General features: G+C 70.3%; 24 protein-coding genes and 1 riboswitch. Of the genes, 10 read left to right on the top strand and 14 right to left on the bottom strand.

Annotation, left to right across the window (positions count from 1 at the left end):
• The first annotated feature begins 51 nt into the window (after positions 1-51).
• Positions 52-693: a peptide deformylase gene (def, locus tag ACFYZ4_RS20965; RefSeq protein ID WP_351291612.1), complete on the top strand. Its 642-nt coding sequence runs from the start codon at positions 52-54 to the stop codon at positions 691-693.
• A 3-nt stretch (positions 694-696) separates the two neighbouring features.
• Here the strand turns inward: def and ACFYZ4_RS20960 are convergent, their stop codons facing one another.
• Positions 697-1,662 carry a helix-turn-helix domain-containing protein gene (locus ACFYZ4_RS20960; protein ID WP_351291614.1) on the bottom strand — a complete coding sequence of 322 codons (966 nt, stop codon included), beginning with the start codon at positions 1,660-1,662 and terminating at the stop codon, positions 697-699.
• 81 nt (positions 1,663-1,743) lie between these two features.
• Between ACFYZ4_RS20960 and ACFYZ4_RS20955 the strand changes: the two genes are divergently transcribed.
• On the top strand, positions 1,744-1,968 hold the full coding sequence (locus ACFYZ4_RS20955; RefSeq protein WP_351291616.1) for a hypothetical protein: 225 nt from the start codon (positions 1,744-1,746) through the stop codon (positions 1,966-1,968).
• Between the two features lie 137 nt (positions 1,969-2,105).
• On the opposite strand, the gene ACFYZ4_RS20950 is transcribed toward ACFYZ4_RS20955, so the two are convergent.
• The 6 genes from ACFYZ4_RS20950 to ACFYZ4_RS20925 form a co-directional block, all read right to left on the bottom strand.
• Positions 2,106-3,119 (bottom strand): ribonucleotide-diphosphate reductase subunit beta, encoded by a 1,014-nt coding sequence (locus ACFYZ4_RS20950; RefSeq protein WP_351291618.1) that lies wholly within the window; start codon positions 3,117-3,119, stop codon positions 2,106-2,108.
• On the bottom strand, positions 3,119-5,512 hold the full coding sequence (locus tag ACFYZ4_RS20945) for a ribonucleoside-diphosphate reductase subunit alpha (protein ID WP_351291620.1): 2,394 nt from the start codon (positions 5,510-5,512) through the stop codon (positions 3,119-3,121). The genes ACFYZ4_RS20950 and ACFYZ4_RS20945 overlap by 1 nt, the downstream gene beginning before the upstream one ends.
• A gap of 144 nt (positions 5,513-5,656) precedes the next feature.
• Positions 5,657-5,789, bottom strand: a riboswitch (cobalamin riboswitch).
• A gap of 41 nt (positions 5,790-5,830) precedes the next feature.
• Positions 5,831-6,328 carry a GNAT family N-acetyltransferase gene (locus ACFYZ4_RS20940; protein WP_390784539.1) on the bottom strand — a complete coding sequence of 166 codons (498 nt, stop codon included), beginning with the start codon at positions 6,326-6,328 and terminating at the stop codon, positions 5,831-5,833.
• A 66-nt stretch (positions 6,329-6,394) separates the two neighbouring features.
• Positions 6,395-6,592, bottom strand: a complete 198-nt coding sequence (locus ACFYZ4_RS20935; RefSeq protein WP_351291624.1) for a YbdD/YjiX family protein — start codon at positions 6,590-6,592, stop codon at positions 6,395-6,397.
• Positions 6,589-8,808, bottom strand: a complete 2,220-nt coding sequence (locus ACFYZ4_RS20930; protein ID WP_351291626.1) for a carbon starvation CstA family protein — start codon at positions 8,806-8,808, stop codon at positions 6,589-6,591. Before ACFYZ4_RS20930 ends, ACFYZ4_RS20935 begins: the two co-directional genes overlap by 4 nt.
• 164 nt (positions 8,809-8,972) lie before the next feature.
• The gene (locus tag ACFYZ4_RS20925; protein ID WP_030709888.1) at positions 8,973-9,737 is read right to left on the bottom strand and encodes a GntR family transcriptional regulator; all 765 of its coding nucleotides are present in this window, start codon (positions 9,735-9,737) and stop codon (positions 8,973-8,975) included.
• 289 nt (positions 9,738-10,026) lie between these two features.
• Between ACFYZ4_RS20925 and ACFYZ4_RS20920 the strand changes: the two genes are divergently transcribed.
• The 4 genes from ACFYZ4_RS20920 to ACFYZ4_RS20905 all read left to right on the top strand — a co-directional run bounded on the left by ACFYZ4_RS20920 (position 10,027) and on the right by ACFYZ4_RS20905 (position 14,817).
• Positions 10,027-11,310 (top strand): extracellular solute-binding protein, encoded by a 1,284-nt coding sequence (locus ACFYZ4_RS20920; protein WP_030709886.1) that lies wholly within the window; start codon positions 10,027-10,029, stop codon positions 11,308-11,310.
• A 125-nt stretch (positions 11,311-11,435) separates the two neighbouring features.
• Complete coding sequence (locus tag ACFYZ4_RS20915; protein ID WP_351583352.1) at positions 11,436-12,455, top strand: sugar ABC transporter permease; 1,020 nt, start codon at positions 11,436-11,438, stop codon at positions 12,453-12,455.
• The gene (locus ACFYZ4_RS20910) at positions 12,452-13,327 is read left to right on the top strand and encodes a carbohydrate ABC transporter permease (protein ID WP_351291631.1); all 876 of its coding nucleotides are present in this window, start codon (positions 12,452-12,454) and stop codon (positions 13,325-13,327) included. Before ACFYZ4_RS20915 ends, ACFYZ4_RS20910 begins: the two co-directional genes overlap by 4 nt.
• A gap of 8 nt (positions 13,328-13,335) precedes the next feature.
• Complete coding sequence (locus tag ACFYZ4_RS20905) at positions 13,336-14,817, top strand: glycoside hydrolase family 3 protein (RefSeq protein WP_390784538.1); 1,482 nt, start codon at positions 13,336-13,338, stop codon at positions 14,815-14,817.
• Positions 14,818-14,895: 78 nt separating this feature from the next.
• On the opposite strand, the gene nagB is transcribed toward ACFYZ4_RS20905, so the two are convergent.
• Complete coding sequence (nagB, locus tag ACFYZ4_RS20900; protein WP_384345246.1) at positions 14,896-15,681, bottom strand: glucosamine-6-phosphate deaminase; 786 nt, start codon at positions 15,679-15,681, stop codon at positions 14,896-14,898.
• Positions 15,682-15,843: 162 nt separating this feature from the next.
• The gene (locus ACFYZ4_RS20895; protein ID WP_390784537.1) at positions 15,844-16,605 is read right to left on the bottom strand and encodes an SDR family oxidoreductase; all 762 of its coding nucleotides are present in this window, start codon (positions 16,603-16,605) and stop codon (positions 15,844-15,846) included.
• A gap of 83 nt (positions 16,606-16,688) precedes the next feature.
• Between ACFYZ4_RS20895 and ACFYZ4_RS20890 the strand changes: the two genes are divergently transcribed.
• Together ACFYZ4_RS20890 and ACFYZ4_RS20885 are read left to right on the top strand one after the other, a co-directional pair.
• Complete coding sequence (locus ACFYZ4_RS20890; protein ID WP_351291639.1) at positions 16,689-17,285, top strand: TetR/AcrR family transcriptional regulator; 597 nt, start codon at positions 16,689-16,691, stop codon at positions 17,283-17,285.
• A 366-nt stretch (positions 17,286-17,651) separates the two neighbouring features.
• Positions 17,652-19,121 carry a PAS domain-containing sensor histidine kinase gene (locus ACFYZ4_RS20885; RefSeq protein ID WP_351291694.1) on the top strand — a complete coding sequence of 490 codons (1,470 nt, stop codon included), beginning with the start codon at positions 17,652-17,654 and terminating at the stop codon, positions 19,119-19,121.
• A gap of 179 nt (positions 19,122-19,300) precedes the next feature.
• On the opposite strand, the gene ACFYZ4_RS20880 is transcribed toward ACFYZ4_RS20885, so the two are convergent.
• Positions 19,301-19,558, bottom strand: coding sequence for a WhiB family transcriptional regulator (locus ACFYZ4_RS20880; protein WP_003953983.1), 258 nt, complete (start codon positions 19,556-19,558; stop codon positions 19,301-19,303).
• A 324-nt stretch (positions 19,559-19,882) separates the two neighbouring features.
• A complete protein-coding gene (locus ACFYZ4_RS20875; protein ID WP_351291641.1) occupies positions 19,883-20,848 on the bottom strand; it encodes a diacylglycerol kinase family protein in 966 nt (321 codons plus the stop codon).
• A gap of 84 nt (positions 20,849-20,932) precedes the next feature.
• On the opposite strand from ACFYZ4_RS20875, the gene ACFYZ4_RS20870 reads away from it, so the two are divergent.
• Positions 20,933-21,382 (top strand): hypothetical protein, encoded by a 450-nt coding sequence (locus tag ACFYZ4_RS20870; RefSeq protein ID WP_351583364.1) that lies wholly within the window; start codon positions 20,933-20,935, stop codon positions 21,380-21,382.
• Positions 21,383-21,403: 21 nt separating this feature from the next.
• Here ACFYZ4_RS20870 and ACFYZ4_RS20865 read toward each other — a convergent pair whose 3' ends face one another.
• From ACFYZ4_RS20865 to ACFYZ4_RS20855, 3 genes are all read right to left on the bottom strand, one after another.
• Positions 21,404-22,405 (bottom strand): RNA polymerase sigma factor SigF, encoded by a 1,002-nt coding sequence (locus tag ACFYZ4_RS20865; protein ID WP_390784648.1) that lies wholly within the window; start codon positions 22,403-22,405, stop codon positions 21,404-21,406.
• 17 nt (positions 22,406-22,422) lie between these two features.
• The gene (locus tag ACFYZ4_RS20860; protein ID WP_030012703.1) at positions 22,423-22,836 is read right to left on the bottom strand and encodes an anti-sigma regulatory factor; all 414 of its coding nucleotides are present in this window, start codon (positions 22,834-22,836) and stop codon (positions 22,423-22,425) included.
• A 202-nt stretch (positions 22,837-23,038) separates the two neighbouring features.
• Positions 23,039-23,299, bottom strand: coding sequence for a UBP-type zinc finger domain-containing protein (locus ACFYZ4_RS20855; RefSeq protein WP_351291647.1), 261 nt, complete (start codon positions 23,297-23,299; stop codon positions 23,039-23,041).
• 54 nt (positions 23,300-23,353) lie between these two features.
• Between ACFYZ4_RS20855 and ACFYZ4_RS20850 the strand changes: the two genes are divergently transcribed.
• Positions 23,354-24,934, top strand: coding sequence for a Na+/H+ antiporter (locus tag ACFYZ4_RS20850; protein ID WP_351291649.1), 1,581 nt, complete (start codon positions 23,354-23,356; stop codon positions 24,932-24,934).
• Positions 24,935-25,007: the final 73 nt, after the last annotated feature.

Here is a 25,007-nt window from a genome sequence, read left to right as displayed (position 1 = left end):
GGCCATTGGCGACCACCGGTGACTTGGACTTACGGAAGGCGTACGGCGGACATGTCACAGCAGGAGAACGAGGTAGTCGGCGTCGAGGTCGTGAACGACGGGTACGTCGTGGACACGGAGGACTGTGCCGAGCGCGAGCTCGCCCACCGTGAGCGCGGCACCGCCCGCCCGATCACCGTCGTCGGCAACCCGGTCCTGCACAGCGAGTGCAAGGACGTCACCGAGTTCGGCGACGAGCTGGCGCAGCTGATCGACGACATGTTCGCCAGCCAGAAGGCCGCCGAGGGCGTGGGCCTGGCCGCGAACCAGATCGGCGTGGACGCCAAGGTCTTCGTCTACGACTGCCCGGACGACGACGGCGCGCGGCACACCGGTGTCGTGGTCAACCCGAAGCTCGTCGAGCTGCCCGCCGGCACCCGGGTGCTGGACGACTCGAACGAGGGCTGCCTGTCGGTCCCGACCGCCTACGCCTCGCTGGCCCGCCCGGACTACGCCGAGGTCGAGGGCCAGGACGCCCAGGGCAACCCGATCAAGGTGCGCGGCACCGGCTACTTCGCCCGCTGCCTCCAGCACGAGACCGACCACCTGTACGGCTACCTCTACATCGACCGCCTCTCGAAGCGGGACCGCAAGGACGCCCTGCGGCAGATGGAAGAGGGCACCCCGCGCTACGAGACCGTCCCGAACGCCTAACCCCTAGGCCGCCTGCGGGCCCCGGAAGGCGCGCCGGAAGGAATTCGGCGTGGTGCCCAGGGTCCGCAGGAAGTGGTGGCGCAGCGCGGCCGCGTTGCCGAAGCCGCAGCGGCCGGCGATCGCGTCCACCGTCTCGCCGGTCGACTCCAGCAGCTCCTGCGCGAGCAGGACCCGCTGGCGCAGCACCCACTTGTACGGGGTGGTGCCGGTCTCCTGGAGGAAGCGGCGGGCGAAGGTGCGCGGTGACATGTGCGCGCGCTCCGCGAGCTGCTCGACGGTGATCTCGTCCTCCAGGTGGCGGGCCATCCACTCGATCACCTCGCCCACGGTGTCGCAGGACGTGCGCGGCAGCGGCCGCTCGATGTACTGGGCCTGCCCGCCGTCCCGGTGGGGCGGTACGACCATCCGCCGCGCGATGGTGTTGGCCACCTCGGCCCCGTGCTCCTGGCGGACCAGGTGCAGGCAGGCGTCGATGCCGGAGGCGGTGCCGGCGGAGGTGATCACCGGGCCCGCGTCGACGTACAGCACGTCCGGGTCGACCAGAGCCCGCGGGAAGCGCCGGGCCAGCGTCGCGGCGTGCATCCAGTGCGTGGTGCAGTGCCGGCCGTCCAGCAGCCCCGCCGCCCCGAGCGCGTACGCGCCGCTGCACACGCTGAGCACCCGCGCTCCCCGCTCCACCCCGCGGCGCAGCGCCTCCAGGAGCGCTTCCGGGTACACGCGGGTGCCCGCGTCCCGGAAGGCGGGCACGCAGATCAGGTCGGCACTCTCCAGCCGGTCCAGCCCGTGTTCGGGGGTGACCGTGAAACCGGTGCCGGACATGGTCAGGGGGCCTTCCTCCGCCGCGCAGACGGCGAAGTCGTACACCGGCAGTCCGTGATCGCTGCGGTCGATTCCGAAGACTTCGCAGAAGATCCCGAACTCGAAGGGGGCGATCTCGTCGAGGAGGGCCACGGCCACGTTGGTCAGCATGGATCCAGTGTGGCAGTAATTCGCTCTTTCATGACAGTCCTGCCACTGTGCGAGTTTTCCCCACGGGAGGAGAGTGGAGACATGAACACGTTCCTGAGCTACCTCACCGTCCTTGCCGTCGCCACGCTGGTGCTCGCCCCCAGCCTGTACGGGGTCCTGCGCGACCGCCGGATCGACCGGCAGCTGCGAGCCGTCGAGACCCGGCTCGTGTGGCTGCCGCGCCAGAAGGCGGGCGGCATGCCCCCCACCGTCCGCGGGTACCGCGCCCGGCACACCCGGATGCACTGGGGCCCCGTCGCCCACTGAGCCGGGGCGACCGTGCACACGGGAAGCCGGACGATCGGGCGCCGGAAACGCGAGAAGCCGGGACGCGGTGGTGAACCGCATCCCGGCTTCGCGGCGTTCACCGCGTCCCGACGGGGGACCCTGGAGGACCGGGGACCCTAGAAGTCCTCGTCCAGGTCGACCGTGCCCTCGACCGCGACCTGGTAGGCCGACGGACGGCGCTCGAAGAAGTTCGTCAGCTCCTGGACACCCTGCAGCTCCATGAAGGAGAACGGGTTCTGCGAGCCGTACACCGGCGCGAAGCCGAGGCGGACCAGACGCTGGTCCGCGACGCACTCCAGGTACTCGCGCATCGACTCGGTGTTCATGCCCGGCAGGCCGTCGCCGCACAGGTCGCGGCCGAACTGCAGCTCCGCCTCCACGGCCTCCTTCAGCATGTCGGTGACCTCCTGCTGGAGGGCGTCGTCGAAGAGCTCCGGCTCCTCCTTGCGGACCGTGTCCACGACCTCGAACGCGAAGTTCATGTGCATGGTCTCGTCACGGAACACCCAGTTGGTGCCGGTGGCCAGGCCGTGCAGCAGGCCGCGCGAGCGGAACCAGTACACGTACGCGAAGGCGCCGTAGAAGAACAGGCCCTCGATGCACGCGGCGAAGCAGATCAGGTTCAGCAGGAAGCGGCGGCGGTCGGCCTGCGTCTCCAGCCGGTCCAGCTTCTCGACCTCGTTGATCCACTTGAAGCAGAACTGCGCCTTCTCGCGGATGGAGGGGATCTCCTCGACCGCGTCGAACGCGGCCGCCCGGTCGTCCGGGTCGGGCAGGTAGGTGTCGAGCAGCGTCAGGTAGAACTGGACGTGCACGGCCTCCTCGAACAGCTGGCGCGACAGGTACAGGCGCGCCTCCGGGGAGTTGATGTGCTTGTAGAGCGTCAGCACCAGGTTGTTCGAGACGATCGAGTCGCCCGTCGCGAAGAACGCGACCAGACGGCCGATCATGTGCTGCTCGGCCGGCGTCAGCTTCGCGAGGTCCGCGACGTCCGAGTGGAGGTCGACCTCCTCGACGGTCCAGGTGTTCTTGATCGCGTCCCGGTAGCGCTCGTAGAAGTCCGGGTAGCGCATCGGGCGGAGCGTGAGCTCGAAGCCCGGGTCCAGGAGGTTCTTGTTGTTGGAGCTCATTACTGGCAGGCCTCGCAGGACTCGGGGTTCTCAAGGGAGCAGGCCAGGGCGTCGGCGTCGACGGCCTGCGGGAGCGGAGTGGCGGCCGCCGGGACGGCGGACGCGGACGCGGCGCGGGCGATCTTCGTGGCCGGGCGCGAGCGCAGGTAGTAGGTGGTCTTCAGGCCCTGCTTCCAGGCGTACGCGTACATCGAGCTGAGCTTGCCGATGGTGGGCGTCTCCAGGAACAGGTTCAGCGACTGCGACTGGTCCAGGAACGGCGTACGGGCCGCCGCCATGTCGATCAGACCGCGCTGCGGGATCTCCCACGCCGTGCGGTACAGCTCGCGGACCTCCGCCGGGATCCAGCCGAAGCCCTGCACCGAGCCGGAGGCCTCGCGCAGCGCCTCGCGGGACTGGGCGTCCCACACGCCGAGCGCCTTCAGCTCCTCCACCAGGTAGCCGTTCACCTGGAGGAACTCACCACTGAGCGTCTCGCGCTTGAAGAGGTTGGAGACCTGCGGCTCGATGCACTCGTACACGCCCGCGATCGAGGCGATCGTGGCCGTCGGGGCGATGGCGAGGAGCAGCGAGTTGCGCATGCCGGACGTCGCGACGCGGGCGCGCAGCGCCTCCCAGCGCTCCGGCCAGTTCAGCTCGGTCTCGTAGTGGTCCGGGTGCAGGACGCCGCGCGCGGTGCGGGTCTGCTCCCAGGCCGGCAGCGGGCCGCTGCGCTCGGCCAGGTCGCACGAGGCCTCGTACGCCGCGAGCATGATGCGCTCGGAGAGCCTGGTGGAGAGGGCCTTCGCCTCGGGGGAGTCGAAGGGCAGCTTCAGCTTGAAGAAGACGTCCTGGAGGCCCATCGCGCCCAGGCCCACCGGGCGCCAGCGGGCGTTGGAACGGCCGGCCTGCTCGGTCGGGTAGAAGTTGATGTCCACCACGCGGTCGAGGAAGGTCACGGCGGTGCGGACGGTCTCGTCCAGCCGCTCCCAGTCGATCTCGCCCGTCTCCGTCAGCACGAACGCGCCGAGGTTGACCGAGCCGAGGTTGCAGACGGCCGTCTCGCCGTCGTTGGTGACCTCGATGATCTCGGTGCAGAGGTTCGAGGAGTGGACGACCGTGCCCGGCTCGGCGGTCTGGTTCGCCGTGCGGTTGGAGGCGTCCTTGAAGGTCATCCAGCCCTGGCCGGTCTGCGCGAGGGTGCGCATCATCCGGCCGTACAGGTCGCGGGCGGGCATGGTCTTGCGGGCCAGGCCCTCCGCCTCGGCCTTGCGGTAGGCGGCGTCGAAGTCGTCGCCCCACAGGTCGACCAGCTCGGGCACGTCGGCCGGGGAGAACAGCGACCACTGGGCGTCCGCGTTCACGCGGCGCATGAACTCGTCCGGGACCCAGTGGGCGAGGTTCAGGTTGTGCGTACGGCGCTGGTCCTCACCGGTGTTGTCGCGGAGCTCCAGGAACTCCTCGATGTCCGCGTGCCAGGTCTCCAGGTAGACGGCGGCGGCGCCCTTGCGGCGGCCGCCCTGGTTCACCGCGGCGACGGAGGCGTCGAGGGTCTTCAGGAACGGCACGATGCCGTTGGAGTGGCCGTTGGTGCCGCGGATCAGGGAACCGCGGGCGCGGATGCGGGAGTACGACAGGCCGATGCCGCCCGCGTGCTTCGACAGGCGCGCCACCTGGTGGTAGCGGTCGTAGATCGAGTCGAGCTCGTCCAGCGGGGAGTCCAGCAGGTAGCAGGAGGACATCTGCGGGTGCCGGGTGCCGGAGTTGAAGAGGGTGGGGGAGGAGGGCAGGTAGTCGAGGCGGCTCATCAGCCGGTACAGCGAGGCCACTTCCTCGAGGGCCTGGACGCTCTCGTCCGCGGCGAGGCCACAGGCCACGCGCAGCATGAAGTGCTGCGGGGTCTCGATGACCTGACGGGTGATCGGGTGGCGCAGCAGGTAGCGGCTGTGCAGGGTGCGCAGGCCGAAGAAACCGAAGCGGTCGTCGGCGCCCTCGGCGAGGGTGTGCTCGACCAGCGCGTCCAGGCGGTTCGCGTGGGTCCGCACGAACTCGGCCGTGCGGTCGGCGATGAGGCCCTCGCGGTGGCCGACCTCGACCGAGGCCGAGAAGGAGGTGGAGCCCTGGCTCGCGGCCTCGTCGCGCACGGCCAGCGTCAGCAGCCGGGCCGCGAGCTTCGAGTACGCGGGGTCCTCGGAGATCAGACCGGCGGCGGCCTCGGTGGCGAGCCCCCGCAGTTCGGCCTCGTCGGCGGCGGAGCTGCGGCCGCGGAGCGCGGCGGCGGCGACGCGGCCGGGGTCGGTGTCGGGGAGGTCCGCCGTAAGTTCGGTGAGGGTACGCAGCAGCGTGGCCCCCGGGCCCTCGGTGTTGTCGCCAGAAATGGACTCGGCGCGCGGTGCGGAAGGCGCGATGGTCACGGCGGGAGCTCTCCCTCGCTCGGCCCGGTCATCGGCGGAGCGGGGCGCGAGCGGGCGCATGCGGGCGTGGCAGGAACGCGTTCACACCGCATGGCGTCCACCGGCCCAACCGCGAGGCCCGGACGTGTCGGCACCCGGTTCGGTCGAGCCGGGCGCGCTGCCGGCAGGTCATCGGACTTGGTGTCCGGTAGCCGGACACTTCATACCGTTGCGGGACAGTTCCGGATTCACACCGGATTCCCCTGCGGCGACAGCAGCCTTGAGCATACATGTGGGGGCGCCCCTATGAGGCAACCCCCACATGTAGTGTCGGCGTGGCTACAGCTTGAGCCGATACGCCAGAAGTGTCAGGCCCGGGATGGGCGCCCAGTCCCGCTCCGGGACGCGTACGAAGCCCAGGCGCGCGTAGATCCGGTGGGCGCCGGCCATGCTGCGCTGGGTGGAGAGCACCACGGCCGACACGCCCTCGATCGCCCGCGCCCGCTCGACGCACGCCCGCACCAGAGCCTCGCCGGCGCCCTGGCCGCGCCCCTCGTGGGCCACGGCGAGCATCCGGAACTCGGCCTCGTCCGGGCCGGCGATGTCGGCGAGCGGACTCCCGGGTGCGGCGAAGGTCACCCCGCCCAGGATCCGCCCGTCGCGCTCGGCGACGAGCACCTCGGCCAGGGCCGCCCGGCCGGCCACGTCGCGCAGCACGTTCAGGTAGGCGTCGTCCTCGTTGAAGTCCAGATGCCCGTCGGCGAGGTAGGCCTGCGCCGTGATCCCGCCCAGCTCCGCGTACTCGGCGGGCCGTACCGGTCTGATCGTGATGTCCATGCGTTCGAGTGTGCCGGAGGCGCGCGAAGGGCCCCGCCGGATTTCGGCGGGGCCCTCCGGTGTGACTCAGCAGCAGCCGAAGCCCTTGCGGGGGTCGGCCTCGCGGGCGTCCGTGCGGGCGCGTTCGAAGGCGCGGCGGGTGAGGACCTCCGCGTCCGGGTCGTGGGAGCGGGCGTGGGCGACGTACCGGTCGTACGCCGCCTCCCCCGAGAACTCCCGTACGTAGAACCGGGCCCGGGCCAGCACGCTCCGTACGGTGCTCACGCCACCGGCTCCTTGACGTGTCCGCCGCCCGAGTCGAGGCCCGCCGCGGCGAGCTCCGCCCGCTCCTCGGGCGTCGGGATCAGCCCGGCCGGGGCGACGATCTTCGACTCGGTCCACGGGACCTCGGTGAGGGTCACCGACTCCGGCTTGCGGACGGCCTTCAGGCAGGTCCGGGCCGCGTCCAGGAGCACGATGACGATCAGCGCCGCGAAGAGGGCCGACAGCACGCCGTCCACCGTGGCATTGGTGACCACGGTGTGCATCTCGTCCATGTTCTTCGCGGGCTTGAGCACCTTCCCGGCGTCGATGCCCTCCTGGTAGGTGCTGCGCTGCGCGAAGAAGCCGATCTTCGGGTTGTCGGAGAAGATCTTCTGGTAGCTGGCGGTGAGCGTCACGGCCACGTCCCAGACCAGCGGGACGGCCGTCACCCAGGCCCACTTGAGGCGACCGGACTTGACCAGCAGGGTGGTGCAGACGGCCAGGGCGACCGCGGCGAGCAGCTGGTTCGCGATGCCGAACAGCGGGAACAGCTGGTTGATGCCGCCCAGCGGGTCCTTGATGCCCACCCACAGGAAGTAGCCCCAGGCCCCGACGACGATGGCGCTCGCCAGCCAGACTCCGGGCTTCCAGCTGACGTCCTTGAACGGCTTGTGCAGGTTGCCGAGGGTGTCCTGGAGCATGAACCGGCCGACGCGGGTGCCCGCGTCGAGGGTGGTGAGGATGAACAGTGCCTCGAACATGATGGCGAAGTGGTACCAGAAGGCCTTCATGCCGGCCCCGCCGATCACCGACGAGAAGATCTCCGACATTCCGAGTGCGAAGGTCGGTGCGCCGCCCGTACGGGACAGCAGGCTGGCCTCCTCCACGTCCTTCGCTGCCTGGGTCAGCGCCTCGGGGGAGATGGCGAAGCCGAGGTTGGTGACCGCCTGCGAGGCGGACTCGACGGTGGTGCCGATGACCCCGCCGGGGGAGTTGACCGCGAAGAACAGGCCGGGCTCGATGATGCAGGCCGCGATGATCGCCATGACGGCGACGAAGGACTCGGTCAGCATCGCGCCGTAGCCGATGACCCGGACCTGGGTCTCCTTCTGGATCATCTTCGGGGTGGTGCCCGAGGCGACCAGCGAGTGGAAGCCGGACAGGGCGCCGCAGGCGATGGTGATGAAGACGAAGGGGAACATCGAGCCGGCGAAGACCGGGCCGTCGCCGCGCGCGGCGAAGTCCGTGACCGAGGGCATCTTCAGCATCGGCATCGCGATGACCACGCCCAGCGCGAGCAGCGCGATCGTGCCGATCTTCATGAAGGTGGAGAGGTAGTCGCGGGGCGCGAGCAGCATCCACACCGGCAGCACCGACGCGATGAAGCCGTACGCGACCATCCAGATGACCAGCGTCTCCTTCTCCAGCGTGAAGGTGCCCGCGAAGGAGGACTCGGCGACCCAGCCGCCCGCGATGATGGCGACCAGGAGCAGGGCGACACCGATGGTGGAGACCTCGGTGACCCGGCCCGGCCGCAGCACGCGCAGGTAGAAGCCCATGAAGAGGGCGATCGGGATGGTCATGCCGATGGAGAACACGCCCCAGGGGGAGTGCGCCAGGGCGTTGACGATGACCAGCGCGAGCACGGCCAGCAGGATGATCATGATGGCGAACACGGCGACCAGGGCGGCGGCTCCGCCGACGGGGCCGATCTCGTCCCGGGCCATCTGGCCGAGCGAGCGGCCGTCGCGCCGGGTGGAGAAGAACAGCGTGATCATGTCCTGCACGGCGCCGGCGAAGATGACGCCCGCGACGATCCAGATGGTCCCGGGCAGGTAGCCCATCTGCGCGGCGAGCACCGGTCCGACGAGCGGGCCGGCGCCGGCGACGGCGGCGAAGTGGTGGCCGAAGAGCACCCGGCGGTCGGTGGGATGGAAGTCGACACCGTTGTCGAGGCGTTCGGCGGGGGTGGCCCGCGTCTTGTCCACCTTGAGCACGCGGTCCGAGATGAAGCGCGCGTAGAAGCGGTAGCCGATGGCGTACGAGCCCAGCGCGGCGGCGAGCAGCCACGCGGCCGAGATCTCCTCACCGCGCGAGAGCGCCAGCACGCCCCAGCCGAGGGCGCCGACGAGTCCGACGAGCACCCACACGGCGATGGACTTCGGAGAGGGCGAGCCCGGTGTGGTGTCCGGGCCCGCCGTGTCCCGTTCTGTCCCTGTTGCTTCCGGTTCAGGCATGACCTCGTCCCCTCGTCGATCATCTGCGTAAGGGCAGGGAATCTACGGGGGATTGCCCGGTGAGCGTAAGGGTCCGTCCGCATTCCGGTATGTGAAGGAATTCGGTAGGCCGGGGTCCGGCGGGCGGGGCCGGACGGTCTCGGACGGAGGCCGAACGTACGAGGTCAGACGGCGGGGCGCTTGAGGCGGGCGACGAACTTGTACCGGTCCCCGCGGTACACCGAGCGCACCCACTCCACCGGTTCCCCGTCGGCGTCCAGCGAGTGCCGCGACAGCATCAGCATCGGCAGGCCGACGTCGGTGCCGAGCAGGCCGGCCTCGCGCGGCGTGGCCAGCGAGGTCTCGATCGTCTCCTCGGCCTCGGCCAGGTGGACGTCGTACACCTCGGCGAGGGCGGTGTAGAGGGAGGTGTACTTGGCGAGCGAGCGGCGCAGCGCGGGGAAGCGCTTCGCCGACAGGTGCGTGGTCTCGATGGCCATCGGCTCGCCGCTGGCCAGGCGCAGCCGCTCGATGCGCAGCACCCGTCCGCCGGTGGTGATCTTGAGCAGTCCGGCGAGGGTGTCGTCGGCCGTCACGTAGCCGATGTCGAGGAGCTGGGAGGTCGGTTCGAGACCCTGGGCCCGCATGTCCTCGGTGTACGAGGTCAGTTGCAGTGCCTGGGAGACCTTGGGCTTGGCGACGAAGGTGCCTTTGCCCTGGATCCGCTCCAGTCGTCCCTCTACGACCAGTTCCTGGAGGGCCTGCCGGACGGTGGTCCGCGAGGTGTCGAATTCGGCCGCGAGCGTGCGCTCCGGCGGGACCGGGGTGCCGGGCGGCAGTGTCTCGGTCATGTCGAGCAAGTGCCGCTTGAGTCGGTAGTACTTGGGAACGCGTGCCGTGCGGGTTGCTGCCCCGCCGTCCGGCTCCGTGGTCGCCCCTTCGGTGGCCATCGCCGCCCGCCTTCCCGACTCCAGTTTCGCTGCCGTCACCGGCTCCTCCGATATGTGCGGTCACATGGTGACACGTAAGGGGGGACAGGCCTTCTCTCTCCCCAGGTGTCGGTCCGATAACGGACCGGGCACCCGCTCATTAGACCCTTGACACCCCTAAAGGTCTAGGCCAAGCTCCAGCTACTGGTCTAAACCAATATGGATCAGATCCCGGCCCCACGGCAGTACTTCGCGTATGTCACCGCGGCGGGCGAGGGAAGTGCAGGCAGGCATCCCTGAGGAGGGTGGCGTGAAGCGCAAGCTCATCGCGGCGGTCAGTGTCGCGGGCATGATGGTCGGAGTCGCGGCGTGCGGCGACGGCGGCGACGACAAGGCCAAGACCGACGCGGGTGGCGCCAAGGAGATCACCGTCTGGGTGATGGACGGCTCCGCTCCCAAGGCCTGGATCGACGAGGTCAACAAGGAGTTCTCGGCCAAGCACCCCGGTGTCACGGTCAAGGTCGAAGAGCAGAAGTGGACCGGCATCCAGGAGAAGGTCACCACGGCCCTCTCCGAGAACAACCCGCCGGACGTCCTGGAGCTCGGCAACACCCAGACCGCTGGCTACGCGGTCACCGGCGGCCTCGCCGACCTGACGAAGGACAAGGCCAAGCTCGGCGCCGACGCCTGGCAGAAGAGCATGCTCGCCTCGGCCGAGATCGACGGCAAGCTCTACTCCGCCCCCTGGTACGCCGCCAACCGCGTCGTCATCTACGACAAGAAGGCCTACGAGAAGGCCGGCGTCACCCCGCCGAAGACCCGCGACGAGTGGATCGCCGGTCTGGAGAAGCTGAAGGCGGCCGACCCGGCCTCGCAGCCGATCTACCTGCCCGGCCAGAGCTGGTACGTCCTCGCGGGCTTCGTCTGGGACGAGGGCGGCGACCTCGCCGTCAAGGACGGCGCCAAGTGGAAGGGCGGACTCGGCACCCCGCAGGCCGCTTCCGCCGTGGAGTTCTACAAGAAGCTCCAGTCCTTCTCCACCGCCCCCAAGGACAAGGACGAGGCCAACCCGCAGCAGTCCACCGACATCGTTCCCAAGGGTGGCGTCGCCTCCTGGATCGGTCTCGGCTGGGAGGCCGGCGGTGCCGAGAAGGCCCTGAAGGACGCGGGCAAGGAAGCCGACTTCGGCTACTTCCCGATCCCGGGCAAGACCGCGGACAAGACCAGCACCGTCTTCCTCGGCGGCTCGAACCTCGCGATCGCCGAGCGCTCCAAGAACAAGGAGCTCGCCAAGGAGTGGCTGGCCCTCGCCGCAGGCAAGGACCAGATGACCAAGTACGCCGCCGAGACCAAGGGCGCGCTGCTGCCGAACCAGGCCGGTGCGAACTTCACCCCGGCCGCCGGCTCCTTCGCCGAGGCCATGGGCAAGGCCGGCGTCAACGGCAAGATCACTCCGGTCACCGCGGGCTGGGCGAACGTCGAGACCGAGCCGAACCCCATCAAGGAGTTCATGACCAAGGTCCTGAACGGTGAGGACGCCGCCAAGGCGGGCGCGGACGCGGACAAGGAAATCGCGAACCGCATCAACAAGTAGTCCCACCCCGCAGTTCCCGCACCACCCAGCAGTGTGAGCGCACTGGGGGCACGGCAGGCGCCAGGCCGCCGCCGTGCCCCCCGTCGCGCATTTGACTCCACAGTCAACCGCGAGGAAGCCACGCCATGACCGTGCACTCCCAGGGAGCGATGACCGCCGCTCCACAGGACGCACCACAGAAGTCCGCCGGACGGCCCGAGAAGTCCGCGTCCCCGACCGGTTCCGGTCCCACGTCTCCTCGCGGGGGCAGAAAGTCGCTCCCGTCGGGGTGGCTGCCCTACCTGCTGGTCGGGCCCGCGGTGCTCGCCCTCGCGACACTGCTGCTGTACCCGCTGATCAAGAACGTGATCCTGTCCTTCCAGGACATCAACAAGATCGAGTTCATCCAGCGGAAGTACCCCTTCGCGGGATTCTCCAACTACACCGAGCTGATCGGTGACGCGGACTTCTGGACCGTGGTCGTCCGCAGCTTCGCCTTCACCGCCGCCAACGTCGCGCTGATCATGGTGCTCGGCAGCCTCATCGGCATCCTGCTGAACCGGCTCGGCAAGAAGATGCGCCTGGTCCTCTCGATGGCGCTGGTGATGGCCTGGGCCATGCCCATCGTGGCCTCCGTGCAGGTCTTCAAGTGGCTGTTCGACGAGCAGTTCGGCGTCATGAACTGGGTCATGCGCACCGCCGGCTTCGCCGGCTACGAGCAGCACAACTGGATGCAGACGGGCCTCTCGACCCTGACGATCGTCACCGTCCTGGTGGTCTGGGGCTCCATCCCCTTCGTCGCCCTCAACATGTACGCCGGACTGACCACGGTCGGGGCCGAGCTGTACGAGGCCGCCCGGATGGACGGCGCCAACGGCTGGCAGACCTTCTGGAAGATCGTCTTCCCGAACCTCAAGCCGTTCTTCCTCATCACCACGTTCCTTGAGGTGATCTGGGTGTTCAAGGCCTTCACCCAGGTCTACGCGATGAACAAGGGCGGCCCCGACCGCGGCTCCGAGATCCTCCCGGTCTTCGCCTACGTCGAGGGCCAGAGCCAGGCCCACTACGGCCTCGCCGCCGCGATCTCCGTCCTGACGATCCTGATCCTCGTGGTCGTCATGTCCTTCTACTTCCGCCTGATCCTGAAGCAGGAGGAGGAGCAGTGAGCAGCCCCACCACCGCGCCGAAGCCCGCGCAGCAGCTCCGCAAGCGCCGGCCGGTCCGCCCCGCCGCCGTCGCCAAGAACCTCGGCGCGCTCCTCCTCGCCCTGGTCTTCGTCTTCCCCGTGTACTGGATGTTCTCCTCGGCCCTCAAGCCGTCGAGCCAGATGCTCACGAAGGACCCGGTCTTCGTCTTCACCCCGACGCTCGACAACTTCAGCAAGGCCACCGGGGTCTCCAACTTCTGGACGTACGTCACCAACAGCGTCCTGGTCACCGTCGGCGCCGTCGCGCTGGCCCTGCTCGTCGCCCTCGCCGCGAGCTTCGCCATCGCCCGGATGAGGTTCAAGGGCCGCAAGGGCCTCGTCCTCACCGTGATGATGGCCCAGATGGCCCCCTGGGAGGTCATGGTCATCGCGATGTACATGATCGCCCGCGACGGCGAGATGCTGAACAGCCTCCCGCTGCTCACCGCGATCTACTTCGTGATGATCCTCCCCTTCACCATCTGGACCCTGCGCGGCTTCATCGCCGCCGTCCCGGTGACCCTGGAGGAGGCGGCCCAGATCGACGGCTGCACCCGCGGCCAGGCCTTCCGCAAGGTGATCTTCCCGCTGCTGGCCCCCGGCCTGATGTCCACCTCGCTCTTCGGCTTCATCACCGCCTGGAACGAGTTCGCCATGGTCCTGATCCTCAACAAGGACAAGAGCGCGCAGACCCTGCCGCTGTGGCTGACCGAGTTCATGTCGGCCTTCGGCAACGACTGGGGCGCCACCATGGCCGCGTCCTCGCTCTTCGCGGTCCCGGTCCTGCTCATCTTCATCTTCCTCCAGCGCAAGGCCGTCGGCGGGATGACCGCCGGCGCCGTGAAGGGATAACGGCCGCCATGACAGTCCTTGCGCACCAGACCGACACGCTCACCCGGGACGCACTCGCCGTCCTCCAGCCCGGCTTCGAGGGCACCACCGCCCCCGCCTGGCTGCTCCGCCGGGTCGGCGAAGGCCTCACCGCCGTCGGCCTGTTCGGCCGCAACATCACCTCGCCCGACCAGCTCGCCGCGCTGACCGCGCAGCTGCGCGCCGAGCGGGACGACGTCCTGGTCGCCATCGACGAGGAGGGCGGCGACGTCACCCGCCTGGAGGTCCGCGGCGGCTCGTCCTTCCCCGGCAACCTGGCCCTCGGCGCCGTCGACGACACCGGCCTCACCCGGGACGTCGCCCGCGAGCTGGGCCGCCGCCTCGCCGAGTGCGGGGTCAACCTCAACTGGGCCCCGTCCGCGGACGTCAACTCCAACCCGGACAACCCCGTCATCGGCGTACGGTCCTTCGGCGCCGACACCCACCTCGCCGCCCGGCACACCGCCGCCTACGTCGAGGGCCTCCAGGCCGCCGGCGTCGCCGCCTGTACCAAGCACTTCCCGGGCCACGGCGACACCAGCGTCGACTCGCACCACGCCCTGCCGCGCATCGACGCGGACCTGGACACCCTCCAGGCCCGCGAGCTGATCCCCTTCAAGGCGGCCATCGAAGCCGGCACCAAGGCCGTGATGAGCGCGCACATCCTGGTGCCCGCCCTCGACCCGACCCGCCCGGCCACGCTCAGCCCGCAGATCCTGACCGCCCTGCTGCGCAAGGAGCTCGGCTACGAGGGCCTCATCGTCACCGACGGCATGGAGATGAACGCCATCGCCGGGACGTACGGGATCGAGCGCGGCTCGGTCCTCGCCATCGCGGCGGGCGCCGACGCCATCTGTGTCGGCGGCGGACTCGCCGACGAGGCCACGGTCCTGCGGCTGCGCGACGCGCTGGTCGCGGCCGTCCGCGAGGGGGCACTGCCCGAGGAGCGCCTCGCCGACGCCGCCGCCCGCGTCCGCGAGCTCGCCGCGTGGACCCTCCGGGCCCGGCCGGACGCGCGGCCGGAGGGGAGCCGCGCGTCCGGCATCGGGCTGACGGCGGCCCGCCGCGCCCTCGCCGTCACCGGCTCGCCGCGGCCGCTCGCCGCCCCGTACGTGGCGACGCTGACCCCGGTCGCGAACATCGCGGTGGGCGACGAGACCCCGTGGGGCGTGGCCGACGAACTGACCGCACTGGTACCCGCGACCACCTCGGGCCGCTACCCGGAGGGGGCCCGCGCCGCGGACATCCTCGCGGCGGCGGGGGACCGTACGGTCGTCGCGGTGGTCCGCGACGCGCACCGGCACCCGTGGATGACGGAGGCCCTCGACGCGCTGGTCGCTGCGCGGCCGGACACGGTCGTGGTCGAGATGGGGCTCCCGATGGCTGCGCCGCGGGGTGCGGTGTACATCGCCACGCACGGCGCGTCCCGCGTCTGCGGCCGAGCCGCGGCGGAAGTCATCGCGGGCGCGTAGCCCAGCGCCCCGCACCGCACACGTCGAAGGGCCTGGCTCCCCAGGGGGGTACCAGGCCCTTCGTGTCGTGCGGTGCGGCTACAGGCCCTGCCAGGCGGGCTTGTTGGCGTACGTGTGCCGGAAGTAGTCCGCCAGCTTCAGCTTCGACGCGGCGGCCTCGTCCACGACGACGGTCGCGTGCCGGTGCAGCTGCAGCGCGGACGCCGGGACCAGCGCGGACAGCGGGCCTTCGACGGTCTGCGCGACCGCCTCGGCCTTGCCCTCGCCCGTGGCCAGCAGGACCAGGTGGCGGGCGTCGAGGATGGTGCCGATGCCCTGGGTGATGACGTGGTGCGGCACCTGGTCCAGGTCGTTGTCGAAGAACCGCGCGTTGTCCACGCGGGTCTGCTCCGTCAGCGTCTTGATGCGGGTGCGGGAGGCGAGCGAGGAGCACGGCTCGTTGAAGCCGATGTGGCCGTCCGTGCCGATGCCGAGCAGCTGGAGGTCGACGCCGCCGGCCTCGGCGAGGGCGCGGTCGTACGCCTCGCACGCGCCGACTATGTCCTGCGCCGAGCCGTCGGGCCCCATGAAGGAGGCCTCGGACAGGCCGAGCGGTTCGACGACCTCGCGGAGCACGACCGCGCGGTAGGACTCGGGGTGCCCGGCCGGCAGGCCGACGTACTCGTCGAGCTGGCAGATGCGGGCCCGGGAGGCGTCGACCTGACCGGCCCGGACCTTGGCGGCGAGGGCTTCGTAGATGGGCAGCGGGGTAGAGCCGGTCGCCACGCCGAGCAGGGCGTCGGGCTTGCGGCGCACCAGGGCGGCCATGGCCTCCGCGATGAGCTCGCCGCCTGCCTTGGCGTCCGGGACGATGACAACTTCCACGCGGGGCCTGCCGATCTGGAGTGGTGGTGTGGTATAGACCAATCTAGCAGAGGCCGGCGCCCGTGGCGGGGGTCTCGTCGTGATCCATTTCGATATCCATGCCGTTCTCCATGGTGATCCGGATCCGGGCGCCGGGCCCGTCGGCGAGACCCCCCGGATGGGCTAGATCAGCGCGAGCTGGAGCCCGCCCGTCGCGTCCAGGTGCTGGCCCGTGACCCAGCGGGAGTCCGCCGAGGCCAGGAACGCCACCACGTCCGCGACCTCCTCCGCCGTGCCCACCCGGTGGAAGACCGAGCGGGCCGCCAGGTGGGCCCGGGTCGCCGGGTCCGCGAGCAGGCCCGCGTTCAGGTCCGTCTCGATGATTCCGGGGCCCACCGAGTTCACGGTGATCCCGCGCGGGGCGAGCTCGGCGGCGAGGGAGCGGGTCATCGCGTTCGCCGCGCCCTTCGCCATGACCGTCGCCAGGATCGCCGGCAGGGCGATCTCCGGGGTGCCGGTCACGTTCACGATCCGGCCCCCGTCCCGCAGCCGCGCCAGCCCGTGCTTGATCACGAAGAACGGCGCCTTGGCGTTGAGGGCGTGCGCCCGGTCGTACGTCTCCTCGTCCGTCCCCTCGATCCCCGCGAAGGTCGCCCCGCCCGCGTTGTTGACCAGGATGTCCACGCCCGCGGTGTGCGCGGGATGGGCCTCGTACGCCGCCCAGAGCGACTGTGCGTCTCCGGGGACCCCCAGCTCGGCCCCGATGGCGAAGGCGCGCCCGCCGGCCGCCTCGATGCCCGCCACCGTCTCCTTCGCCGCAGCCTCGTTGCGCCCGTAGTGCACCGCGACCAGCGCCCCGTCCCTGGCCAGCCGCTCGGCCACGGCCCGCCCGATGCCCCGGCTGCCGCCCGTGACCAGTGCCGTCTTTCCCTTGAGCACGCCCATGACGCGCCCCCCTCCGTAATCGATAGTGGTCGCTACAGAAAGGACCGTACCAGATTCCCTAGCGCCCGCTATAGAATGTGGGCATGGTGACCGGACAGCGCGGCAGGCCCCGTTCCTTCGACCGCGACGCAGCCCTCGACAAGGCGATGACCGCCTTCTGGGAGCGCGGCTACGAGGCGACCTCCATCTCCGATCTGACCGCCCTGCTCGGCATCAGCGCGCCCAGCCTCTACGCCGCCTTCGGCGACAAGCGCAGGCTCTTCGACGAGGTCGTGACCGTGTACGGGGGCCGGTACGGGGACTTCGCGAGCGTGGCGCTCGCCGAGGAGCCCACCGCCCGGGCCGCCGTCGATCGCATCCTGCGCGAGGCGGCCGAGGTGTACACCGATCCGGCCCACCCGCGCGGCTGCCTGGTGATCAGCGCCGCGATCAACACCACCTCGGACGAGGTGGCGGCGGCCCTGCGCGAGCGGCGCAATGCCAACCTGGAGATGTTCGAGAGCCGGATCCGGGCCGACATGGCCACCGGTGCGCTGCCCGCGGACACGGACGCGCGGGCGCTGGCCCGGTACGCCGGGGCGGTGGTGCAGGGGATGTCCCAGCAGGCGCGCGACGGGGCGGGCCGGGAGGAGCTGGAGGCGGTCGCGGCGCGGGCCCTGCTGGCCTGGCCGCCCGCGTAGGCCCGGGGAAAACGGGCCCGAAAATTCCTCTGGGCCACGGTGCAGGACGGGACCCTCAGCCCGTCCGGCACCGTAGCCCGGAGTACTTACGGCCGACAGGTGTGCGGTTCCCGACGGCCGGTGGGAGGTGCCTGCGCGGTCAGGGCAGAGCGCGCGGCTTACCTCGATCCGTCCTCCTGTGCGGGGAGGGCGGAAGCTTAGTCAATTGTGGACTAGACCATTCTGTTCTGTCCATCCAATGACGGGACGTGAAAACCCGTCGCTTCCTCCAACAGTACGCGGCCCGCGGCCTTCCTGGATACTCCTGAGTACCGTCGTGGGGAAAGTCATCACGCGTACCCGGGGTACGCTCGCAACGTGCCCTCCATGAACGACCTCGTACGCCAGCACACCGCTCTCAGTGAAACCGACCTGGAGTGGCTCCACCTGCTGGTCTCGGAGTGGCAACTGCTCTCCGACCTGTCCTTCGCCGACCTCGTGCTGTGGGTGCCCACCCTCGACGGCACGCGGTACGTCTCGGTCGCCCAGATGCGCCCGAACACCGGCCCCACCTCGTACCAGGACGACATGGTCGGCCACCTGGTCCCGCGCGGCCGCCGCCCGCTGCTGGACGCCGCGCTCGACGAGGGCCGGATCGTGCGCGAGGGCGACCCGGAGTGGCGCGAGGAGGTGCCCGTCCGCGTCGAGTCGATCCCCGTCCGCCGCGAGGGACGGGTACTGGGAGTGATCGCCCGCAACACCAACCTGCTCACCGTGCGTACACCGAGCCGGCTGGAGCTGACCTACCTCCAGTCCGCCTCCGACCTCGCCCAGATGATCGCCGCGGGCTCCTTCCCGTTCCCCGGCCAGCAGGTCGACATGGACGCCTCCCCGCGCGTCGGGGACGGTCTGATCCGGCTCGACGCCGACGGCGTGGTCACCTACGCGTCCCCGAACGCGCTCTCCGCCTACCACCGGCTCGGCCTCGCCTCCGACCTGGTCGGGCAGCACCTGGGCAACACCACCGCCGAACTCGCCCCCTCCCGCGGCCCGGTGGACGAGGCCCTGGTCAAACTCGCCAGCGGCTGGGCCCCCAGGGAGACCGAGATCGAGGGGAACAGCGGGGTCATCCAGCTGCGCGCGATCCCGCTCAAGCCGAAGGGGACCCGGATCGGCTCCCTGGTGCTCTGCCGCGACGTCACCGAACTGCGCCGTCGCGAACGTGAACTCATCACCAAGGACGCGACCATCCGGGAGATCCACCACCGGGTGAAGAACAACCTCCAGACGGTGGCCGCGCTCCTGCGGCTCCAGGCCCGCCGAATGGATTCTCCACAGGGCCGCGAGGCGCTCAACGAGGCCGTGCGCCGCGTGGGTTCGATCGCGATCGTGCACGAGACGCTGTCTCAGAACCTCGACGAGCGGGTCGAGTTCGACGAGATCGCCGACCGCGTGATCGCGATGGTCTCGGAGATCTCCCCGGGCAAGGTCGACTGCCGGCGCACCGGCCGGTTCGGGATCCTGGACGCGGAGGTCGCCACTCCGCTGTCGATGGTGCTGACCGAGATCCTGCAGAACGCCCTGGAGCACGCCTTCACCCAGGGCGAGCGGGGCACCGTGGAGGTGACCGCGACCCGCACCGGGAGCGGCCGCGCCGACGGGCGGCTGCTGATCACCGTCCTCGACGACGGCAGCGGTCTGCCCGAGGGATTCGATCCCCAGCGGGCCGGCAACCTCGGGCTGCAGATCGTACGGACCCTCGTGGAGGGGGAGCTCGGCGGAACGTTCGACATGGTCCGGGCGCAGCCGCGCGGGACCAAGGTCGTCCTCGACCTGCCGTCGAGCCCGCAGAAGTAGCCGTACCGGTAACGCTCCGTCACCCGAAGCGGCGTGCGGCCGGGCGGGGGAAGATCACTCGGTGTGATCGGAAAAGCACTGAGCCCCGGACCGATTGGTGATCGGTCCGGGGCTCAAGAGCACGTTGCTGAGCGCTTGTTCGGTACTACGCGCTGCGCGTCGAGGCTCGAAAGTCGTTGTCAGGCGCTGGCGTTGCGCGCCCGGTTGCGAGCGGCGCGGCGCTTCATCGCGCGGCGCTCGTCCTCGCTGAGACCGCCCCAGACGCCGGAGTCCTGACCGGACTCGAGCGCCCACTGCAGGCACTGCTCCATGACGGGGCAACGGCGGCAGACGGCCTTGGCTTCCTCGATCTGCAGCAGCGCAGGACCGGTGTTGCCGATGGGGAAGAAAAGTTCCGGGTCTTCCTCGCGGCAAACGGCGTTGTGACGCCAGTCCATGGCTGCTCCATCTCCTTGTATTGCGGGCACTTTGCTTGTGAATGTGAACGCTTTCACGAATCCCCCCGTGAGGGAAGGGCGACCGCCCGGTTTCACGCGGGAGACCAGTCAGAGATTCGTGGAGGGGTTCTGGCGATCTGTGTGGGTGCCGGGTTGTGCGGGCTGTCCCGATCGCCATGAAGAGATTCGCAAACCTCGGACGGGGATACAACCCCTTCCGGAAAGTTTTTTTTGATTCGTCGGTGTCTACTAGGTCACAGCCCTACATCGTGAGGGTGGACCGGCGTGTAAACGTTCGAGTGAAAGGCCCTTTGGCCCTTCCACTCACACAATCACACGCAGTGCACGGCGTACGCCTGTGAACCGAACGCTGGTCCGCAGTCCGAGGTGGTCTCCGTCCATCTGGAACGGAAGGGGAACCTTCGAATGCAAGGTGAAGTCGGTCAGATCGTGCAGAGTCACCGCGTGCTTGCCGTGCGGACCCCGCTCAGGAGTGGAGGTCAGGAGCTGTGTCGCGTAGCGCGCGACGGCCGGAGTTGACAAACGGTCGAGCGCCAATACGTCAAGCGCAGTATCGAACGACGCCTCCGGAGAGGCGTAAAGCGGACGATTCCCCAGATACGTCCACGGTGAGGTGTTGCACACTATCGACAGCACCAGATCCGTCACCGGATCCGCTCCCGGGCGCTCCAGCGTGACCGTACCGTGCCGCCGGTTCGGTTCCTCCCAGAACTGGCGCATCAGCTGTCGTACATACAGGGCGTGCGTCGAACGCTTGCCGCGTTCCCGCTGCTGCTCGACCCGCCCCACCACGCCCGCGTCGAAGCCGAAGCCCGCGCAGAACGTGAACCAGCGCGCCGGGACCGACTCGTCCTCCGTGCCCGGGGTGCCGGCCGCCAGGCCCAGCCCCACCGTCCGCTCGCGCCGCTCGCGCAGCGCGTCCAGCAGCGCGCCGGTCGCCTCGACCGCGTCGTTGGGCAGCCCCAGGGCGCGCGCGAACACATTGGTGGACCCGCCGGGCACCACCGCGAGCCGGGGCAGCCGGTCCGGATCGGGCCCGTCGTGCAGGAGCCCGTTCACCACCTCGTTGACCGTGCCGTCGCCGCCGAGGGCGACGACGAGGTCGAGCCCCTCGTGCGCGGCCTTGCGTCCCAGGTCCCGGGCGTGCCCCCGGTACTCGGTGGTCACCGCCTCCAGCTTCATCTCGCTGGCCAGGGCATGGGTCAGGACGTCGCGCGTGCGCGCACTGGTGGTCGTCGCTGCTGGGTTGGCCACGAGAAGTGCACGCATGAGCGCCAGACTACCCACCCCTTCTCCCGCCGACCCTACTGCCCGTCCCCTCCGGGGTCCGGGGCCCGCCGCTACCCTGCTGGAGTGAGTAAGAAGCAGCCTGCGCAGGCCCCCGCCCCCACCGTCGCACCGCCCGCCGGGCTGCCCGGCCGGCTGACCGCCGCCGCCGCGCTCACCGCGCTGGAAGGTCTGGCACTGGCCGGCCTCGGCGTCTACATGCTGTTCGTCGGCATCGCCGGCGACCCCGACTCCCCGCAGCAGGCCGAGACGGGCGGGATCACCCTGCTCGCCCTCGCCGCGCTGCCGCTGATCGCGGCCCGCGGGCTGCGCCTGGGCCGCCGCTGGAGCCGCGGCCCGGCGCTGATCACCCAGCTGATGGCGCTGCCGGTGGCCTGGACCCTCTACAGCACCGGCGGCGCGATGATCGCCGCCGCGGTGGCCCTGGCCCTGGCCGCGGTGGCCGTCGTGGCCCTCCTGGTGAATCCGACGGCGACCGAGGCACTCGGTATCGGGCCCGGCGAGCAGGCCCGATAACCGGACGTCCGACGCCTGGTCCTACTCCTCCACCAGCAGCTTCTCGCGGAGCTGGGCCAGCGTGCGGGCCAGCAGCCGGGAGACGTGCATCTGGGAGATGCCGACCTCCTGGGCGATCTGCGACTGGGTCATGTTGCCGAAGAAGCGAAGCAGCAGGATCCGCTTCTCCCGCGGAGGCAGCCCCTCCAGCAGCGGCTTGAGGGACTCGCGGTACTCGACGCCCTCCAGCGCCTCGTCCTCCGAGCCCAGGGTGTCCGCGACCGCCGGCGACTCGTCGTCGGTGTCCGGGACGTCCAGTGAGAGCGTGCTGTAGGCATTGGCCGATTCCAGCCCCTCCAGCACCTCCTCCTCGGAGATCCCCAGCCGTTCGGCCAGTTCGTGCACCGTGGGGGAGCGGCCGTGCTGCTGGGAGAGCTCGGCCGTGGCCGTCGTCAGCGAGAGCCGCAGCTCCTGCAGCCGCCGGGGCACCCGGACCGCCCAGCCCTTGTCACGGAAGTGGCGCTTGATCTCGCCGACCACCGTGGGCGTGGCGTACGTGGAGAACTCGACCCCGCGGTCGGGGTCGAACCGGTCCACCGATTTGATGAGGCCGATCGTGGCGACCTGGGTCAGGTCGTCCAGCGGCTCACCGCGGTTGCGGAACCGCCTGGCCAGGTGCTCGACCAGCGGCAGGTGCATCCGTACGAGCCGGTTGCGCAGCTCCGCCTTCTCCGCCGACCCGTCGGGCAGCGCCCGCAGCTCGATGAAGAGGGCCCGCGCGCCGCTGCGGTCGCGCGGATCCGGCAGCGCCGGGGTCACCGGGAACACCGGCGCCGCCGGTGCCGCCGGCGCCACGGGGGCCGCGGCCTCCGGTGGCTGTGGTTGGTCGTGCTGGTTCTCGCTCATAGGGCCCGCCCGTCGCTCCGCCGAGTCCAAAAAGCCGTCTTCCGCATCCGCGTCAGCCGGGTGCGGCCGGGCGTGCTGCTGCTCCGGGATGCCGCCGTCGACCTCGTGCCTTACCCGGGGCCGATCCCCGCCCCGCACCGGGATCTCCCCGCCGCTCACGCCGGGCCTGGTCCCGCGCCGCGCTGTTTGTAGAGGCTGATGCTCACCGTCCGGTTCTCCTCGACCGTGGCCTCGACCTTGCCGGCCAGTGCCGACAGGACCGTCCACGCGAACGTGTCACGCTCCGGTGCGCGTCCGTCGGTGGTGGGCGCCGAGACGGTCACCTCCAGCGAATCGTCGATCAGCCGGAACACGCAGCTGAGGACGGAGCCGGGCACGGCCTGCTGGAGCAGGATCGCGCAGGCCTCGTCCACCGCGATGCGGAGGTCCTCGATCTCGTCGAGAGTGAAGTCCAAACGTGCTGCGAGACCGGCCGTGGCCGTGCGCAACACCGACAGGTAGGCACCCGCAGCGGGCAGCCGGACTTCCACGAAGTCCTGAGTCCCGGGCTCGCCTGCGATCTGGGACACCCTCACCTCCAAGGTGGTACGAGCTCTGTTCGCCGGTGACGCTATCGCGATCCGGGTGATCGTGTCGCGGCACCCCTCGTGGCGCCCGCTTGGACACCCACCTGCGGCCAGTGACTGATGGTAAGCCCATGGGTACGCACAGTGGCTAGGGGTCTGCGGGGCTCAAATCGGGGGAACCGGCGGAGGGTTGACCTACCCCGCCTCAGACGATCGAACCGTCGACAAAACACCATCGCCAGGTCTCGCCCGGTTCGAAGCTCCGCATGACCGGATGGCCGGTCTCCTGGTGGTGCGCGGTGGCGTGCCGGTAGGGGGAGGAGTCGCAGCAGCCCACGTACCCGCACCCCAGGCACATCCGCAGTTGCACGGGATGGCTGCCGATGGCCAGACATTCGGGACAGGTCTGCGCAGACGGGACCGGCTCGGGGCGCGGCAGTTCGGCAACGTGGGTGCACTCGCTCATGATGACCAGCGTAGGGCCGCGGTGCGGACACGCGACGAATGAGGGTGGATCTTCGTGGAGGTATTGCCGCTGGTCGGGCTCATCGCGGGCAGCGCGGCCGTCGCGGGACTGGCCCGCCGCACGCCCGTGCCCGCGCCGCTGATGCTCGTCGCCGTGGGCCTGCTGGCCGGATACCTCCCGGGCGTGCCCGCGTACACCCTCGACCCGCACATCGTGCTGCCGCTGCTGCTGCCGCCCCTGCTCTACACGGCCGCCGTGGACAGCTCGTACCTGGACCTGCGGGCCAACATCCGGCCGATCGCGATGCTGTCGGTGGGCTACGTGCTCTTCGCGACGCTCGCCGTCGGGTACGCGGCGTACCTGCTGGTGCCGGGGCTGTCCGTGCCGGTGGCGCTGGTGCTGGGCGCGGTGATCGCCCCGCCGGACGCCGTCGCCGCCACCGCGATCGCCCGCAAGCTCGGGCTGCCGAACCGGATGACGACCATCCTGCAGGGTGAGTCCCTGGTGAACGACGCCACCGCGATCACCGCCTACAAGGTGGCGCTGGCCGCCGCGATCGGGGTGAGCGCCGGCTGGGCGGGCGGGATCGCGGAGTTCCTGCTGGCCTCGGTGGGCGGCGTGGGCGTCGGCCTGGTGCTGATGGTGCCGATCCACCACCTGCGCACGCGGCTCAAGGAGCCGCTGCTCCAGAACACCCTCTCGCTGCTGATCCCCTTCGTGGCGTACGCGGCGGCCGAGCGGGTGAACGCCTCCGGAGTGCTGGCGGTCGTCGTGGTCGCGCTGTACCTCGGACACCGGAACTGGCAGGTCGACTTCGCCACCCGGCTCCAGGAGGAGGCGGTGTGGCGGGTGGTCGCCTTCGTGCTGGAGTCGGTGGTCTTCGCGCTGATCGGGCTCCAGCTGCCGGTGGTCCTGAAGGGGCTGGACGAGTACGCGGGCCCGCAGGCGGCCTGGTACGCGACCGCCGTGTTCCTCGTGGTGGTGGCGGCCCGGTTCGTGTGGGTGTTCCCGGCGACCTTCGTGCCGCGCTGGGTCTCCGCGCGGATCCGGGCGAGGGAGCCGGACACCGACTGGAAGTCCCCGGTGATCGTGGGCTGGGCCGGGATGCGCGGAGTGGTCTCGCTGGCCATCGCCTTCTCGGTGCCGAACTCGGTGCCGCACCGGAACCTGATCCTCTTCCTGACCTTCACCACGGTCATCGGGACGCTGGTGGTGCAGGGGCTGACGCTGCCGCCGCTGATCAGGTGGCTGAAGCTGCCGCCGAAGGACGTGCAGGCCGAGACGCTCGCGGAGGCGCAGGCGCAGAGCGAGGCCTCGCGGGCGGCGGAGGAGCGGCTGGCGGAACTGCTGGAGGAACCGGAGAACAGCACCCTGCCGCCGCCGCTGGCGGAGCGGCTGCGCACGGTGCTGGAGCGGCGGCGCAACGCGGTGTGGGAACGGCTGGGCGAGGTCAACCCGCTGACGGGGGAGTCCGCGGACGACATCTACCGGCGGCTCGCAGGGGAGATGATCGAGGCGGAGCGGGAGGTCTTCGTCGCGCTGCGGGACCGGCGGCGGATCGACGACGAGATGCTGCGGGTCCTGCTGCGCCGGCTGGACCTGGAGGAGGCGGCGGCGTACCGCGAGGCGACGTGACGGGCCCCGTGCCGGGTTGCCCGGCGGGGTCAGGGGTCTGGGGGGCCGGGGCCGGTCGGGCCGGAGCCCTGTG

Origin of the sequence: Streptomyces sp. NPDC001513 (genome assembly GCF_042894695.1) — a bacterium.
GTDB lineage: Bacteria > Actinomycetota > Actinomycetes > Streptomycetales > Streptomycetaceae > Streptomyces.
The sequence above is the reverse complement of the archived record's forward strand: the minus strand, read 5'-3'. Positions and strand labels throughout refer to the sequence as shown.